Below are 16,266 nucleotides of genomic sequence, written 5' to 3'. Positions count from 1 at the left end.
TAACTTTATATTTGCAACCGCTTTGATAAAAGCAATTTTATTAAATCGACCGGAGAAGTGGCAGAGTGGTCGAATGCACTGGTCTTGAAAACCAGCGAGGGTCACACCTCCAGGGGTTCGAATCCCTTCTTCTCCGCAAAAACCCTGATAATCTTTTGATTATCAGGGTTTTGTTTTTATATTAAGTTGTGGATTATTTTAATATCTATCAAATGTTACAAAACCTTTTACCAGGCTGTTAATACTCAACCCTTTGAACATCATAGTATCTGCATCCACCGTACCTCTTTTAGTTGCAAAAATTTCTACGTCAATAAGGTTATTCCCTATTACAATGTCAGCGGTTCCCATAGCTGGAATATCCGCAGTTATTGTCGTTGCTCCATTATTTGCTTTGAAATTATAGGCAATTGTAACACTAGACTTATTTTCTATACGTAATGAACCACCTACACCGAATGATTTAATTGACATCCATGCTACATCTAAAAGTGTCTCACCTGTTGATGGGGTAAATACATTTACATGCTTAGTAATCGCCCTTTTGTCCCATGAGGCGTCTCCATCGGCATTACCTATTAAAACACTTTCACTTCCTTGTGAACCATCTGTAATTCTTAGACTTCCATTAAGGTCCAGTTTAGCTTGTGGATCAGGTTGATTGATTCCTATATCTCCATCTTGCCTTATAACTAATCGATCTAAAGTAGATGTACTACCTATAGGAGTTGTTGACATAGTGATACTTCCAGGACTATTACCTGCACTACTAGCTCCATCTGACTTGAAAAATATTTCTGCAGCTGGATTGAAAGTATAGCTCCCTGGATTTGTTAAGGATTGACCTCTTAATCCGCCCAGTCTAGTTCCATCACTCAATAATGTTGGACTGGCAACTGAACCACGTGACCTAAATAAATCTATGTCTAAATCATCATTTAAAGAATCAATAAAACGGAGAAATAAGACATCTCTAGAGTTTTCAGTCGTTATATGTAACGCACCTAAAGGATTATTTGTCCCTATTCCTACTTGACCCATCGTATAAATATTATCGGTATTTAAACTGGCACTATCGGTAGTAGTTGCTTTATTCCAAGGTTCAATATTTGTATTAATTGGTGACCAAACTAAGTTTGCTGTATTCCAGTAATGAAAACCACTTATATACGTGAGATCATCGGTTGTACTTGGTGTACCCATAGCATCAACCCAATCTGCATCTAGAAAAACTAGCTGACCATTTTCAAGACCATTTACAGAAAGTTCTGTAACTCGAGGCACTAAAATTCCGTCATCTGAAGATACAGCACCGAGATGATTTTTAGACCTAATATCTAAAGAAGTTTGAGGCGTTGAGGTATTAATTCCTGTATTAGAGTTCTTAAGTATCGTAAAGGCATTACTGAAACTAGTTACACTGCTTACTACACTACCATTACCGACCGTAAATAAACGATCTGCGACATTAAAATCAGTTGCACTAATGGGTGTGTATCTTTCATTATAAGTACCTACCACAATTTCACTAGCAGATGGACTTACCAGATTATTACCCAAACTAAAGCTTCCAATACCACGGTTAGTATTATTGTTACCTAAAGTAACACTATTCTCCGCAAATGCTTTATTGGTAAAACCTATCGCGACAGCGTTCAATTCAGTGGCATCATTTAGCCTACCTAAAGCGATAGCATTTTCTGCGGTTGCGTCACTAGTATTACCCATAGCGATACTATTAACACCAGTAGATCGCGATGCAATTCCAGTAGCAAAAGATTGATCATTACTGGCCGTATTACTTCTACCTATAGCAGTTGCGTACTCTCCAGATACCGTATTACGTAGTCCAATGCCCGTACTAGCAGTTCCAGTAATCGTATGATCATAACCTAAGGCCATTCCATAAGTCGCACTCACTAAATTATCTCTTCCTAAGGCTGCACTATAAGTTCCCACATTTGCATTATCCCAATCTGTATTATCATTATAACCTACTCTAAATGCTCCTTTACCTTTATCAAAAAACATTCTAGTATTATCTCCTGAACCACTCTTATTATCTAATTGATCACTTCCAAATACAAAATCATCTCTTGTGAAATCTGTTGTATTATGCACTACACCACTTTCACTAACAAATTCTCCAGTGGATAAGAGTCTTAACCAAACACTACCATTGTGATACCAAAAGCCTTCCTGAGCAGTATTGGTTTGATAAACTAACAATCCTTGAACTGGGCTGGTAATAGCTAGCCGGTCTGTTTCTTCCATACGCGGAATCAAAATTCCAGCTTCGCTAGATTCAATATCTAGGATACTCGATGCATCGGGAGTTTCTGTCCCTATTCCAACTTGCGAATCAACTAAAAAAGGAAATAAAATTATTACCAAAAAAATGTAAGAAATCTTCATCTAACAAAAGTAGAATCCTTTTAACTATTCCCACCAAATCATAAGTTAAAAAGCTTATTATATCGACAAAACACGCCATTAAACGCTAAATAGATGTATTTATATAACAATTAACTTATTATAACCATGTAAAAACTACTAAAAACAATCATTTCTTTACAAATAGCATAACTTTATATTTCTTAAATCCAAGAATGAAAAATAAAGACTACGATCTCATTTGTGTAGGTGCTGGAATCATGACAGCTACTCTTGCATTAATTACTAAAATCCTTAAACCAGAACTTAATATTCTTATCCTAGAACGATTAGATGATGTCGCTTTAGAAAGTAGTGCCGCCTGGAATAATGCTGGAACTGGTCATAGTGCTTTATGCGAACTCAATTACTGTCCTAAAAAAGATGGCTCAGTTGATATAAGTAAAGCGATAGATATTTGTACGCAATTTGAAATGTCTAAACAATTCTGGAGTTATCTAGTTGCTCAAAAGCTCATCGATAAGCCTAAGTCATTTATAAATCCTGTTCCACATAACAGTTGGGTTTATGGAGAAGACAACACGGATTATCTAGAACAACGCTTTCAATCACTGAAAGAACACTTTATGTTTGATAGCATTGAGTTCACTAAATCTATTGATAAAATGAAGGAATGGTTTCCATTAATTATGGAAGATCGTGATGAAAGTGATATTATGGCTGGATCAAGAATAGAACGTGGTGCCGAAATGAACTTTGGAGCACTTACTAAGAAACTATTTCAAATTCTAGAATCTGATTTTAATGTAACCGTTTCTTTTAATAAAGAAGTTCAAGATGTAGATCCTGACAAGAATATAGAATGGGACGTGATTACTAATAACAGAATTACCGATGAGACGAGACACCTAAGTGCACATCATGTATTTATAGGCGCTGGTGGTGGCAGCTTGCTCTTATTACAAAAAGTGGAAATAGAAGAGAAAGAAGGTTATGGCGGTTTTCCAGTAAGTGGTGCTTGGCTGGTTTGTAAAAATGAAGAGATTATCAATCAACATCATGGTAAGGTTTATTCTAAGGCCGGACCCAATGATCCACCTATGAGTACACCACATCTCGATACCCGATTTATCAATGGCAAACGAGAATTACTTTTTGGTCCTTTTGCAGGTTTTAGTCCTAAATTTTTAAAAGAAGGTTCTTATCTAGATCTTTTTAAATCCATTAAAATTGACAACATCAAACCGATGCTGGAGACCTTTTGGGACAATTTACCATTAACTCAATATTTAATTAACCAAGTAACAATGTCCTTTGATGACCGTATGGATGACTTGCGCAAGTTTTATAAAAATGCCAAAAACGAAGATTGGGAATATAAAATCGCTGGGCAACGTGTTCAAATTATCAAAAAAGATGAGTTTCAAGGTGGCCAACTCCAATTTGGTACAGAAGTAATCTCCAGCAAAGATGGTAGCATCACGTGTTTGCTAGGCGCTTCTCCTGGAGCTTCTACAGCAGTGAAAATTATGCTAGACGTTATTGAAAAAGCCTTTCCTGAAATTATAGAAAATCCTAGAACATTGAATAAGCTACAGGAAATAATTCCTTTTTATAAAACTGAGGTTACTAAAGAATTGTTTGAAAAGGAATTGCAGAAATCTAAGGAATTGCTGGAGTTGTAGAAATTAGAATTTGTGCGCATTGCATATGCTAATATAAAGCGAACGCGATGCAATCGCGCGCGATAGTGAAACTATTCTGAATCATTCCGAACTTCATCAATAACTTCAAATAAAGAAATATCTTTAGGTTGCTTGGTTATAGAATCATTATAAACCATTGAAATCAATTCATCTAACAACAACCCTAAGTGCGCGGCTGCTTTGACGTTTATTATCTTAGTATAAGTGAACACATTCGTTTCATCTACCTTTTCTTCTATTACATTAAAGTCAAGTGGTAAATTTTGCAACATGTTTTCTTGCTCATAAGTATCAATGTCTTTTATAAAATAAAACAAATAGTCATTATCTCCATAACTACTCAGGTCTATTAAATTTTTCCATTCATGAGCTTGCTGAACTCTTTCAATTTGGATTAGTAATTTATTATTAGTAGCTATACTTAGTATGATTCGTTTTTGTTTTGTCAAATTCAAAAAATCATTAAATAAAAAATCTAGTTCAATTTTTGAATTCCTGCTCCCAAAAAAGAAAAACTTCAACTTAGAAAACATCTTGCTCATTTCTAACCAATTAAACTAATTATAACATCAAGTCTTCTGCTTCTTCTTTCTTGCTGCTGGGAATAATACGTTGTTCAAGATCAGTCTGTATCCTGGCGAATTAGGATGCAGGCTCAACTCTGTAGGTGGATCTCCTACTCTATGCTGGTAATCTTCTGGATCGTGACCACCGTAGAAGGTAAAGAATCCTTTACCGCGTATTCCGTGAATGTATTTTGCTTCTTTATTAGATCTATTTTCTCCTAGAACTAGAACGTTCTTCTTTACTTCTCTGTGGTCATAACTTGTGGTCTGTCCCATGAATCCTTTTACAAGACTCGTGTGATTTTGATTGAGCATCGTTGGGATAGGATCCCATTTTGCAGAGAAATCCATGAGTGAGAAATAATCCAAGTCTTTTTTAATCGTACGTTTTTGAGTCATGTCTATAGAGCTAAACTCATAAACATTAGGCGATCGCTCCAGCGTAAAGTCTGTAAAGGCAAAAGTCTTGTTGTAATCTATTTTACTCTGGTATGCGGCATCACTAGCATCACCATCAAACATAGGTTCACAAATATCTACACCTTCGGCAGCTAGTGCGATGTCAAAGCTATCGGTCGCGCTGCACATCGCAAACATGAATCCGCCGCCTACTACGTAGTCTCTTATTTTTAAAGCAACGTCTCGTTTTGCCTCGCTCACTTTTGCATATCCTAATTTTGCGGCGCGTTCTTCGGCTTCTTTCTTTTCTTGAATATACCAAGCCGCTGTTTTAAAACTGCGATAAAATTTTCCATACTGGCCTGTAAAATCTTCATGGTGCAAATGCAACCAGTCATATAATAGGAGTTGGTCAGAGAGCACTTCTTCATCATAAATTTTAGTATATGGAATCTCTGCATAAGTAAGTACCATCGTAACCGCATCATCCCATGGCAGTTTTCCTGTAGGTGTATAAACGGCTATTTTAGGTGCTTTTTCCAGCAATACTTCTTGCATGTTTTGTGATGGACTTGCCACGAGTGCAAGTATAGAATTGACTTCGCTCTCTGTCATTTCTTCATAGCTCACGCCACGCACGATTAGTTCTTTCTTAATTTCCTCCACGTTGGGCATTAAAAAAGAGCCACCGCGATAATTGAGCAACCACTTCACTTTTGTCCCTTTACTGAGCACCCAGTAAGAAACGCCATAGGCTTTTAAGTGATCGTTTTGCGTTTCGGCATCCATAGGCACAAATAAATACTGAGCCATAGACAGCGGCGCCCATAAGATTAGAAAAGTATATAAAAGGAATTTCTTCAACATAGAATTTTTATTTTAGAGCAATGAGTTTGAGCATCACGCTTTCGCGAAAGCGTAACAAAAACAATCCATTGCATAAAAAATGCCACAAAAATGTGTACGTGCTAAGATAGGAAAGAACGCTGGAGTACGAGAAAAAAGTATGCAGATTTTAACAGCGACCTAGAAAGGTACCTCATCTTCAGGATTTGCTGGGAAATCACCAAAAGCATCCTTAGCGCTAGGTAAACTTCTCGCATCCAGTCCATCTGGACGGTTGGTATCATCGTTTGCGGCGTTCATCTTAGAACCAAATTCATATGGCGTTGAGAAATCGTCCAGATTATCAAACTTACCAAATTGCCCAAGGAACTTCAATCGTATCGCATCGGTCGCACCATTACGGTGTTTTGCGACGATAAATTCGGCTTGATTTGCGGTAGGACTCTGATCATCATCATCCCATTCTTCAAGGTTGTAATACTCTGGTCTGTAGATGAATGAAACAATATCTGCATCTTGCTCAATCGCACCCGATTCACGCAGGTCAGACAGTAGCGGTCGTTTACTACCACCACGAGTCTCCACCGCACGAGAAAGTTGAGAAAGCGCAATTACAGGAACACTAAGTTCCTTTGCGAGTGCTTTAAGATTACGTGAAATGGTAGAAATTTCTTGTTCACGATTACCACCTTTATTACCGGTTTGAGCCGTCATTAATTGCAAGTAATCAATCATGATCAACTTAATGCCGTGTTGAGAAGCAAGTCTTCTACATTTTGCACGTAAGTCAAAAATAGATAGTGATGGCGTATCATCTATAAATATAGGGGCACGCTCGAGATCTTTTACTTTAACATTAAGCTGTTCCCATTCATGAGGTTCCAGCTTACCAGTTCTCAATTTTTCAGAACTCAATCCAGTCTCTGAGGAAATCAAACGTGTAATTAGTTGTACTGAGCTCATCTCTAGTGAGAAAAATGCCACAGGAATATTAGATCCTACAGCGACATTACGAGCCATAGAAAGTGTAAAAGCCGTTTTTCCCATACCAGGACGAGCGGCAATAATAATTAAATCACTAGGCTGCCATCCTGAGGTTAATCGATCTAGGTCTGTAAAACCAGTAGGTACTCCACTCAATCCATCGCGGTTTGCGATGTCCTCAATGCGCTGCTTAGCTTGCTTTACCAAGTCCATAGCAGTCTCTGTACTTTTTCTAATGTTTCCTTGAGTTACCTCATAGAGTTTAGATTCTGCTTTATCAAGCAAATCAAAAACGTCTGTAGACTCTTCATAAGAGTCTGCAATAATCTCAGTTGATAGTTTAATCAAGCTACGTTGTATAAACTTCTGCTGAATGATTCTTGCGTGAAATTCTATATGCGCCGTAGAACTTACCAATTGTGATAATTGTACTAAATAATGGTCACCACCAGCGCCTTCTATATTTTCATCTTTACGCAGTTGAGCGCTTACGGTTAATAAGTCCACTGGACTACCGCTTTTAAAGAGCTTATCAATGGCGTCAAAAATGTATTGATGTGATTTTTGATAGAAAACATCAGGTGTTAAAAGGTCAATTACCTCATCAACTCCTTTACCATCAATCATTAATGCACCGAGTACAACTTTCTCTAAATCAATAGCTTGTGGTGGTATTTTTCCTCGTTCAAGAGGAACCACCATGCTATTATCTGTTTTAGAAACGGCTAATGATTGAATTTTTTCCATAGGTTCAAAAGTAGTGCTTTGTTAAGGTTTATACGTGATGACGATGTCTTCCACTAGTTAACAAAGTAACCATTTCTTATAATGATAACCTGTTAATAAGTACACTTTTTTTTTGATTGTATTGTGAATCAATAGGCGACAAAAATCGGGCCTTACTTTTATCACTAGTTCATAAAGTTGATAAGTTTTAATGTCGATTTTTCTCTAGAAATGGAGTGTCATGATTGTGGTCTGAGGTTGAGCAGTGTATCTCAAATTATAATTTAATTGCACAGGTTAAACAGTCGCACAACAAAAAAAATCCCCAAACCAGAGGTTCAGGGATTTCAAAATTATATGTTTAACTAAGCTTAGTCTTTATAAACACCCATATTAGCATATTTATCCATACGCTGTTCTACGAGTTTACTTGACTCTAGAGTTTTAAGTTCTTCATAATGTCTAGTAATACACGCACTTACAGCTTTAAAAGTATCAGGTCTATTAGTATGTGCTCCACCTACTGGTTCTTTGAGAATCTCATCTACCAGTTTCATTTTCTTCATGTCTGTAGCGGTAAGTTTTAAAGCATCGGCAGCTTGTTCTTTAAATTCCCAACTTCTCCATAAAATAGATGAACAAGATTCTGGAGAGATTACTGAATACCACGTATTTTCAAGCATGATTACTCGATCTCCTACTCCTATTCCTAGTGCTCCACCACTTGCTCCTTCACCTATAATCATTACTATGATAGGCACTTTTAAACGTGTCATTTCAAGTATGTTACGAGCGATTGCTTCTCCTTGCCCTCGTTCTTCAGCCTCAAGTCCTGGATAAGCACCTGGTGTGTCGATTAAACACACTACAGGAACGCCAAATTTCTCAGCACTTTTCATTAAACGTAGCGCCTTGCGATATCCCTCAGGATTTGCCATACCAAAGTTACGGTACTGTCTCGTTTTAGTATTGAAACCTTTTTGCTGACCTACAAACATAAAACTCTGGTCGCCTATTTTACCTAGACCACCTATCATCGCTTTATCATCCCTTACTCCACGATCACCGTGCAGCTCTAACCATGTGTCGCCACAAATCGCTTTGATATAATCTAATGTATAAGGTCGTGCAGGATGACGTGACATTTGCACACGTTGCCATGGCGTTAAATTGCCATAAATCTCTTTGCGCGTTGCCTTTAATTTCTTCTCTATTTGTTTACAGGTAGCAGTAACGTCTACCTCGCTATCGCTTCCTATTTCCAGCGTTTGCTGGTATTTTTCTTCAAGTTCCTTGATAGGTAATTCAAAATCAAGATATTCCATAAACTTAGGGTTGTTCTTGTTAGTAAAGCAAATATAATAGATTCTTTTAAGCGGTCGCTACTCATTAGAATAAGATATGAATAGGTTTTTGTGAATTACGTTTTCGCGAAAGCGTGTTCCAAATCACCACTGCACACTATATCAATTTTAGTAGATAAAAAACTCAACTACTTGCGTTGCAATCGTGTCTTTATAAAACCATTGAGAACAATGACTACTAGAATAACTACAGCACCTATATAAAATTGCGGCGTCATTTGCTCTGCATCTCCCAAGATAAAAAACGCTAGTAAAATGCCGTAAACAGGTTCTAGATTAGTCGTGAGCATCACCGTGTAAGCGCTTAAATACTTCATCACTTTTACACTAGCTATAAAAGCATAAGCCGTACATACTGATGATAGTATTCCCATCCACAACCAGTCATCGCTCGTTAATTCTAGAGGCCCGACAAATTCAAATTGCGGCAATGCAAAGAATAACGAGAGCAGCACTACTCCACTCAATAATTCATAAAATGAAATCATCGATGGTGGATGTTCTTTTGCAAAACTCACGTTCATTATAGAAAAAACCGCACTTAAAAAGGCACTCGTTAATCCTAGCACCATTCCCATGACGTACTCAGTTTCTACATTAAAAATGTAATACAGCGCACCTATAATTACCATGCCAAAAACCAACTCATACCACACCAATTTTTTAGGAGTAAATAAAGGTTCCAGCAGCGCTGTAAAAAAAGCACCCGTACTCATCATCGCTAGTGTGACAGAGACATTTGACACTTTTATCGCCCCAAAAAACGTAATCCAATGCAACGCAATCACACCACCAGCAAGGCATATGGACAGTAATCGCTTACGTGGTAATTTATGGACACCCGTAAATTGAAATGGTATCTTCTTCCACTTCATGTAAATCACAATCATTATTACCGCAAGAAACATGCGCCACCACACCAGTGGAACAGATTCTATACTTATGAGTGCACCGAGAACTGCGGTAAAACCCCAAATAAAAACTATAAAATGAAGATGCAGGTAATTGAGTAATCTATCGTCGCGCATTACGTATCAATATAAAGGCAACAATCCCGAAGAAAATATTAGGCGCCCAAACAGCAACCCAAGGCTCAATAGTCGTGCTTTTCTCGGCAATAGTACCAAATACTTTATCTAGGAACATATAACTCATCGCAATTCCTAAACCTATTGCGAGATTCACGCCCATTCCTCCACGTTTCTTAACTGATGACACCGCAACAGCTATAATGGTAAATATTAAAGCACTTACTGGTATAGAAGTACGCTTGTGTTTCTCTACATAATAAACATTCATACTTGCGTTTCCACGACTTTCTTCAGTTTCTATGAACTCTAGAAGTTTTTGATAAGACAGCGTTTCTGCCACGTAGGACGATGGTGTTAACTCGTCTATGTCAAAGTTCATAATGGTATCCATGCGAGCTTTGGTAATTAAAGTTTCTCCGTTTTCATTGAGAATACGCTTCTTATAATTACTTAAAGTGTAAATACTATCTTTAAAGTTGATTCGATCTGCATAAACTTTATATTCAAGTTCATTTCCTTCAAAATGTTCTAAGGTAAAGTCAAAACCCATTTTCCTGTTAGACTGATAATTACTTACATAAACATAATCATTATCTGAGATACGCCTGAAGACGTTGCTGGTCTGTTTCTCTCGTTCAGACTTAAAGTATTTATACTGGAACTCATTAAATCCAGCGGCAGCGTCTGGCACAAAAACAGTACTAAAAACAAGTGCTGTCACACAAACGATTACTGCTCCTATAATATAAGGACGTAGAAAACGATTATAAGAAACTCCTGAACTTAAAAAGGCGACGATCTCTGTATTATTGGCCAGTTTTGAAGTAAAAAACATGGTAGAAATAAAGAGAAATATCGGGAACAGGAAATTTGAAAAGTAAATGGTAAAATCCAGTAAATACATCATCACTTCAACAAATGGCACATCTTTAGAAAGAATCTTTCCGATTTTTTCTGCGATGTGAACCGTGATCATAATAGGTATGAAAAGGCACAACAGCAGCAAAAATGCTCCTAGGTATTGTTTGAGTATGTATTTATCTAGAATTTTAAGCACTAGAGTCTATTATCCATTTGTTTTACCATCTTGTCTTTCCATGTTCTAAAGTCACCTGCAAGTATGTGCTTGCGTGCTTCTCTCATTAACCATAAATAGAATGATAAATTGTGTATAGTACAAATTTGTCTTCCTAGCATTTCATTTACGGTAAATAAATGTCTTACATAAGCTTTAGAATAAGCGGTATCTACCCATGCATAATCTGCTGGATCGAGTGGAGAAAAATCCTGTTCCCACTTCTTATTCTTTAGGTTCATCGTTCCATGAGCGGTAAAGATCATTCCATTACGACCATTACGTGTAGGCATCACACAATCAAACATATCTACTCCTAGCGCGACATTTTCCAGTAAGTTAATAGGTGTTCCTACACCCATAAGATATCTAGGTTTGTCCTTAGGCAGCACTGCTGTTACCACATCAGTCATGGCATACATTTCCTCAGCCGGTTCACCTACTGATAGTCCACCTATCGCATTTGCAGGTAAATCACAATTTGCAATAAACTCTGCACTTTGCTGTCTCAAGTCAGTATAAGTACTTCCTTGAATGATAGGAAATAAAGTTTGGTTAAAACCGTATTTACTAGGTGTGTTATTAAAATGCTCGATACATCTCTTTAACCAGCGATGCGTCATGTGCATACTACGCTTGGCATAATTATAGTCACATGGATAAGGAGTACACTCGTCAAACGCCATTATGATATCTGCACCTATAGAGCGCTGGATATCCATCGCACGCTCAGGTGTGAAGAAATGATAAGATCCATCGATGTGCGATTTGAACTTCACACCTTCTTCCTTAATTTTACGATTTGCGCTTAATGAATACACTTGGTATCCACCAGAATCAGTAAGAATAGGACGATCCCAATTCATAAATTTATGCAGTCCGCCAGCTTTTTCAAGCACCTCCATTCCTGGACGCAAGTATAAATGATACGTGTTTGCCAGTATGATATCTGGATTAACGTCATTTTCTAGCTCGCGCTGGTGTACACCTTTTACAGTACCTACAGTACCTACCGGCATAAATATAGGAGTCTCAATCGCTCCGTGATCTGTGTGCACAACTCCAGCTCTCGCCTGGCTTTGTGAATCAGTTTGTAGTAAATCAAATTTCATGAGCCGCAAAGATACTATTTACTAGTGATGAGTAGAAAGGATTTTGATAATCTCGCTTTCGCGAAAGCGTAATTACAACAACACGGCTATTCCTTAAAAGAAATTCAAGAAAAAGAAACCATTGATGAAAGATTGAAATTTATATCTATTCTATTTTAATTCTGTTTATGGGTTTGTCTTTGACTTTGTTTTTGATTTAATTTTGATTTTACTTTTAGAAGGATTGTTTACAAAACACCACTTTTCGTTAATAAGTGGTGGTGGTTTCATTCCTTGTAAAAACGGGAATGGTTCTAACTTTGAACGATCATCAAAAAAACCTAAAATGGCTGATACACAGCACTTAAAAGATTTAGTAACCCAAGTACGTCGCGACATAGTGAGACAAGTACATGCGGTAAGTAGTGGACATCCTGGAGGATCTCTAGGTTGTGCAGAATTTCTTGTTACCTTATATAATGAAGTGATGGATCACGATCCTAGCTTTAATATGGATGGGAAAAACGAAGATTTGTTTTTCCTTTCAAACGGTCACATTTCACCTGTTTTTTATAGCGTTCTCGCTCGTGCTGGATATTTTCCAGTTCAAGAACTGAGTACGTTTAGAAAATTAAACACGAGACTACAAGGTCACCCAACGACTCACGAAGGCTTACCTGGAGTACGTATCGCAAGTGGATCGCTAGGTCAAGGAATGAGCGTAGCCATAGGTGCTGCCGAAGTCAAGAAATTGAACGGCGACAATAAAACAGTTTTTACACTTCACGGTGACGGAGAACTACAAGAAGGACAGATCTGGGAAGCAGCAATGTATGCAGCGGCAAACAAAGTTGATAACCTCATTTCAACTATAGACGTGAATGGTCAGCAAATCGACGGTAGTACAGAACAAGTTCTTGCACTAGGAGATTTGAGAAATAAGTTTGAGGCTTTTGGCTGGGATGTGATCACTATTAATAAAGGAAATGATGTGGACGCTATCATTACTGGGATGAATGAGGCAATGTCATTAACTGGTAAAGGAAAACCAGTTTGTATTTTACTACATACTGAGATGGGTAATGGTGTAGACTTTATGATGGGATCTCACGCATGGCACGGAATTGCTCCTAACGACGAGCAACTTGCAGAGGCTTTGAGCCAGAATCCAGAAACCTTAGGCGATTATTAATTAAAACACGCTGTCTAACAGCATGATTATATGAAAATTTACGAAAACACAGGAAGTAAGGATACGAGATCAGGTTTTGGTGACGGACTTACGGAACTAGGAAAAAAGAATGAAAATGTAGTGGCACTATGTGCTGACTTGACAGGTTCATTAAAGATGAACGCATTTGCTGCAAATCATCCAGAGCGTTTCTTTCAAGTAGGTATTGCAGAGGCTAACATGATGGGAATCGCTGCAGGAATGACTATAGGTGGAAAAATTCCATTTACAGGAACTTTTGCAAACTTTTCTACGGGTCGCGTATATGACCAGATAAGACAAAGTATTGCATACTCAGATAAGAACGTGAAGATTTGTGCTTCTCACTCAGGTCTTACTCTAGGTGAAGATGGAGCAACTCACCAAATTCTTGAAGATATAGGTTTGATGAAAATGTTACCTGGTATGACGGTTATTAACACTTGTGATTACAATCAGACTAAAGCAGCAACACTTGCTATAGCAGATCATCATGGACCAGTTTATTTAAGATTTGGTCGTCCTAAGGTTGCTAACTTCACTCCAGAAAATGGAACTTTTGAAATAGGAAAAGCAGTAATGCTTCAAGAAGGAACTGATGTAACAATCATCGCAACAGGTCATTTAGTTTGGGAAGCTCTAGAAGCTGCCAAAACTTTAAATGAAAAAGGAATTAGTGCTGAAGTGATTAACATTCATACTATAAAACCTCTTGATGAAGCTGCCATAGTAGCATCTGCAAAGAAAACGGGTTGTGTAGTTACTGCCGAAGAGCATAATTATCTAGGTGGTTTAGGAGAAAGCGTTGCTCGTACCCTATCGATGCACCATCCTACTGCACAAGAGTTTGTTGCTACTCAAGACACTTTTGGTGAAAGTGGTACTCCGGCTCAATTATTAGAAAAATATGGCTTGAATGCTGAGAACATCGCATTAAAAGCAGAAAAAGTAATTGCTAGAAAATAGTTTTACCATTACGGAATAGTAAAAATCCTTAGAGCGTGAGCTTTAAGGATTTTTTTTGGTCGTAATCTAAAATGACTTTCTTAAAAACGATAAGAGATTTTAGGCAATAAACTGAAGGAGCCCAAGTCTTTAGTCGTTCCTCTTTCCATTTTAAAAGGCGTGTAATGCATATCAAGTGCCAGTTGAACAATCGATTTATCATCAAAACTGAAGGTATATGATAAACCTGGAGTTACTAAAAAGGAATTAATGCTATCATAATCGAGCACCTCATCTCCTGCTCTAGTCACGGGATCAACAAATATAGAAGAGATTCCTAATCCAAAATTAAGCTCCAACCGATTCCTATCCTTTTCCCATATGTACTTATTGAGTTTCAAATATGTGTTTAACACTGTAGTTGCTTCAATCTCAAAATCTTCATTATTATCGCGTAATAGAAAGAACTCCTGTTGTTGAGGAACGACTAGCTGAATACCTAGTTCAAAACTCCTGCTATAAGAATCATCTGGAATCACAATTCCTAATTCAAAGAATGGAGAATTGTTTAAATAATTAGATAAGCTTCCTGTAGGCATCCAGTATCCTGCACCAATTTTAATGTACGGAATGTTCTGATTGATTACTAACTGGTCTGATGATGTTCCTGAATTGCTTTGAGCTAAGCAACACAACGATAAGAATAAAGCGATAATACAAATTACAATAGTTTTCATAATCTTAAGTTTTAAATTCAAGACAATGATATAGTGAATTTCACATGAAAAATTGTGTAAATCCTATAGCGCAAATTTTTATTTTGTGATAATCACAAATGACAATATGAAGAAAAAGCCCTATAAAGGACTTTTAAAAATTTTAGAAATAACTTATTTTAGGTAGTTGGGACTATCGCAGAATCTGCATCGAGATAATCTGGAATACCATCACCATCTGTATCTCGAGCATCGCTAGGATCACCGTCACCATTAGGATCAGGATCTTCGTCTTTAGTTAATACACCATCATTATCATCATCTGGATCTACGTAGTTAAAACGACTTATAAGGTCCTCATCTGTATTATCTAAATTATCTGACGATCTTACATTTCGATCTCCATTAAGATCCTCAAATTTTGAAAATATTCCGTCACCATCGTGATCAGTAGTTTTTGCAGCTCTCAATTGAAACGTAAAAATTAAAGGTGAATAAGCAGGAATACCAGAAACTGAGCCTGAAAAGTATCCAACTCCAGAAGGCATAAATACAGCTCCTACTCCACCATCATCATAAACTAAAGTACCGTCAGGCTGAGGTGTAATAGAAACAGCAGCATTAAATTGTGTAATCCCTTCCATGAATCCACTTACAACACCTGGTAAATCAAACCATAAAGCATTTGTAGAGGCATCAAAGACAATTTGGTCATAAACATCAACTCCATTAACGGTATTCACAACTTCTTTCTCTAACTGATAACCTTTATAGCTCACAAGAGCACTATCTGCAAACGTAGGAGATTTAGTTCCTCCACCTTGTCTTACATTTAAAGTATAAATGGTATAATCTATTCCTGATCTGTTAAGAACAGAACTAGTTACTTGCTGCGATAAAGGAGTTTTGCCGGCATTAACTCCATCAATAGAATCAAATTTAATTTCAAAATCACTACCTGCCGCAATAGTTGCATAATCTTCATAATTCCAAAAATGCGTATCTAAATATTCCTGTAGCTTTTGTTGATCTTCAACATCCACCTCATCACGATCCCTTATCGCTACCGTAGTAACATCATCATCTGATTTACAAGCCGTAAAGGTTATAATCAAGGTAATTAATACAACAAAATATTTAATGTTTTTCATCTTCATTTTTTTAAGCATTCAAAGATAGTATTTTCTACTACTTTTGTAGAGATAACGCTTAA

13 protein-coding genes and 1 tRNA gene are annotated in these 16,266 nt (G+C 37.2%); 4 read left to right on the top strand and 10 right to left on the bottom strand.

Translation table 11 applies throughout. The annotated features are described in order from the left end of the window. The first annotated feature begins 51 nt into the window (after window positions 1-51). Window positions 52-136, top strand: a tRNA-Ser gene (locus ACSHWW_RS05465). Window positions 137-198: 62 nt separating this feature from the next. Here ACSHWW_RS05465 and ACSHWW_RS05460 read toward each other — a convergent pair. After that, complete coding sequence (locus ACSHWW_RS05460; RefSeq protein ID WP_435681413.1) at window positions 199-2,415, bottom strand: hypothetical protein; 2,217 nt, start codon at window positions 2,413-2,415, stop codon at window positions 199-201. 194 nt (window positions 2,416-2,609) lie between these two features. On the opposite strand from ACSHWW_RS05460, the gene mqo reads away from it, so the two are divergent. Further along, entirely contained in the window at window positions 2,610-4,079 is a 1,470-nt protein-coding gene (gene mqo, locus ACSHWW_RS05455) for a malate dehydrogenase (quinone) (protein WP_435681412.1), read from the top strand. A 71-nt stretch (window positions 4,080-4,150) separates the two neighbouring features. Here the strand turns inward: mqo and ACSHWW_RS05450 are convergent, their stop codons facing one another. From ACSHWW_RS05450 to tgt, 7 genes are all read right to left on the bottom strand, one after another. After that, complete coding sequence (locus ACSHWW_RS05450) at window positions 4,151-4,642, bottom strand: hypothetical protein (protein WP_435681411.1); 492 nt, start codon at window positions 4,640-4,642, stop codon at window positions 4,151-4,153. Between the two features lie 27 nt (window positions 4,643-4,669). Then, the gene (locus ACSHWW_RS05445) at window positions 4,670-5,878 is read right to left on the bottom strand and encodes an asparagine synthetase B (protein WP_435681578.1); all 1,209 of its coding nucleotides are present in this window, start codon (window positions 5,876-5,878) and stop codon (window positions 4,670-4,672) included. A gap of 213 nt (window positions 5,879-6,091) precedes the next feature. Then, entirely contained in the window at window positions 6,092-7,642 is a 1,551-nt protein-coding gene (dnaB, locus tag ACSHWW_RS05440) for a replicative DNA helicase (RefSeq protein WP_435681410.1), read from the bottom strand. 350 nt (window positions 7,643-7,992) lie between these two features. After that, window positions 7,993-8,946, bottom strand: a complete 954-nt coding sequence (locus tag ACSHWW_RS05435) for an acetyl-CoA carboxylase carboxyltransferase subunit alpha (RefSeq protein ID WP_435681409.1) — start codon at window positions 8,944-8,946, stop codon at window positions 7,993-7,995. A gap of 167 nt (window positions 8,947-9,113) precedes the next feature. Next, window positions 9,114-10,013: a DMT family transporter gene (locus ACSHWW_RS05430; RefSeq protein ID WP_435681408.1), complete on the bottom strand. Its 900-nt coding sequence runs from the start codon at window positions 10,011-10,013 to the stop codon at window positions 9,114-9,116. Then, window positions 10,000-11,073, bottom strand: coding sequence for an LptF/LptG family permease (locus ACSHWW_RS05425; protein ID WP_435681407.1), 1,074 nt, complete (start codon window positions 11,071-11,073; stop codon window positions 10,000-10,002). Before ACSHWW_RS05425 ends, ACSHWW_RS05430 begins: the two co-directional genes overlap by 14 nt. Further along, window positions 11,073-12,203: a tRNA guanosine(34) transglycosylase Tgt gene (tgt, locus tag ACSHWW_RS05420; RefSeq protein WP_435681406.1), complete on the bottom strand. Its 1,131-nt coding sequence runs from the start codon at window positions 12,201-12,203 to the stop codon at window positions 11,073-11,075. Before tgt ends, ACSHWW_RS05425 begins: the two co-directional genes overlap by 1 nt. 325 nt (window positions 12,204-12,528) lie before the next feature. Here tgt and ACSHWW_RS05415 point away from each other — a divergent pair, with 325 nt between their 5' ends. Both ACSHWW_RS05415 and ACSHWW_RS05410 read left to right on the top strand, forming a co-directional pair. Continuing rightward, on the top strand, window positions 12,529-13,374 hold the full coding sequence (locus ACSHWW_RS05415; protein WP_435681577.1) for a transketolase: 846 nt from the start codon (window positions 12,529-12,531) through the stop codon (window positions 13,372-13,374). A gap of 30 nt (window positions 13,375-13,404) precedes the next feature. Further along, window positions 13,405-14,358, top strand: coding sequence for a transketolase family protein (locus ACSHWW_RS05410; protein WP_435681405.1), 954 nt, complete (start codon window positions 13,405-13,407; stop codon window positions 14,356-14,358). Window positions 14,359-14,438: 80 nt separating this feature from the next. Here ACSHWW_RS05410 and ACSHWW_RS05405 read toward each other — a convergent pair whose 3' ends face one another. After that, window positions 14,439-15,074 (bottom strand): hypothetical protein, encoded by a 636-nt coding sequence (locus tag ACSHWW_RS05405; protein WP_435681404.1) that lies wholly within the window; start codon window positions 15,072-15,074, stop codon window positions 14,439-14,441. Between the two features lie 158 nt (window positions 15,075-15,232). Continuing rightward, window positions 15,233-16,204: an FKBP-type peptidyl-prolyl cis-trans isomerase gene (locus ACSHWW_RS05400; protein WP_435681403.1), complete on the bottom strand. Its 972-nt coding sequence runs from the start codon at window positions 16,202-16,204 to the stop codon at window positions 15,233-15,235. Window positions 16,205-16,266 lie beyond the last annotated feature (62 nt).

Source organism: Nonlabens sp., from assembly GCF_051251825.1.
Taxonomy (GTDB): Bacteria; Bacteroidota; Bacteroidia; order Flavobacteriales; family Flavobacteriaceae; genus Nonlabens.
The sequence above is the reverse complement of the archived record's forward strand: the minus strand, read 5'-3'. Positions and strand labels throughout refer to the sequence as shown.

Coding starts and splice junctions, on each gene's coding strand:
- ACSHWW_RS05460 (WP_435681413.1), bottom strand. CDS start 2,415: ATGAAGATTTCTTACATTTTTTTGGTAATAATTTTATTTCCTTTTTTA.
- mqo (WP_435681412.1), top strand. CDS start 2,610: ATGAAAAATAAAGACTACGATCTCATTTGTGTAGGTGCTGGAATCATG.
- ACSHWW_RS05450 (WP_435681411.1), bottom strand. CDS start 4,642: ATGAGCAAGATGTTTTCTAAGTTGAAGTTTTTCTTTTTTGGGAGCAGG.
- ACSHWW_RS05445 (WP_435681578.1), bottom strand. CDS start 5,878: ATGGCTCAGTATTTATTTGTGCCTATGGATGCCGAAACGCAAAACGAT.
- dnaB (WP_435681410.1), bottom strand. CDS start 7,642: ATGGAAAAAATTCAATCATTAGCCGTTTCTAAAACAGATAATAGCATG.
- ACSHWW_RS05435 (WP_435681409.1), bottom strand. CDS start 8,946: ATGGAATATCTTGATTTTGAATTACCTATCAAGGAACTTGAAGAAAAA.
- ACSHWW_RS05430 (WP_435681408.1), bottom strand. CDS start 10,013: ATGCGCGACGATAGATTACTCAATTACCTGCATCTTCATTTTATAGTT.
- tgt (WP_435681406.1), bottom strand. CDS start 12,203: ATGAAATTTGATTTACTACAAACTGATTCACAAAGCCAGGCGAGAGCT.
- ACSHWW_RS05415 (WP_435681577.1), top strand. CDS start 12,529: ATGGCTGATACACAGCACTTAAAAGATTTAGTAACCCAAGTACGTCGC.
- ACSHWW_RS05410 (WP_435681405.1), top strand. CDS start 13,405: ATGAAAATTTACGAAAACACAGGAAGTAAGGATACGAGATCAGGTTTT.
- ACSHWW_RS05405 (WP_435681404.1), bottom strand. CDS start 15,074: ATGAAAACTATTGTAATTTGTATTATCGCTTTATTCTTATCGTTGTGT.
- ACSHWW_RS05400 (WP_435681403.1), bottom strand. CDS start 16,204: ATGAAAAACATTAAATATTTTGTTGTATTAATTACCTTGATTATAACC.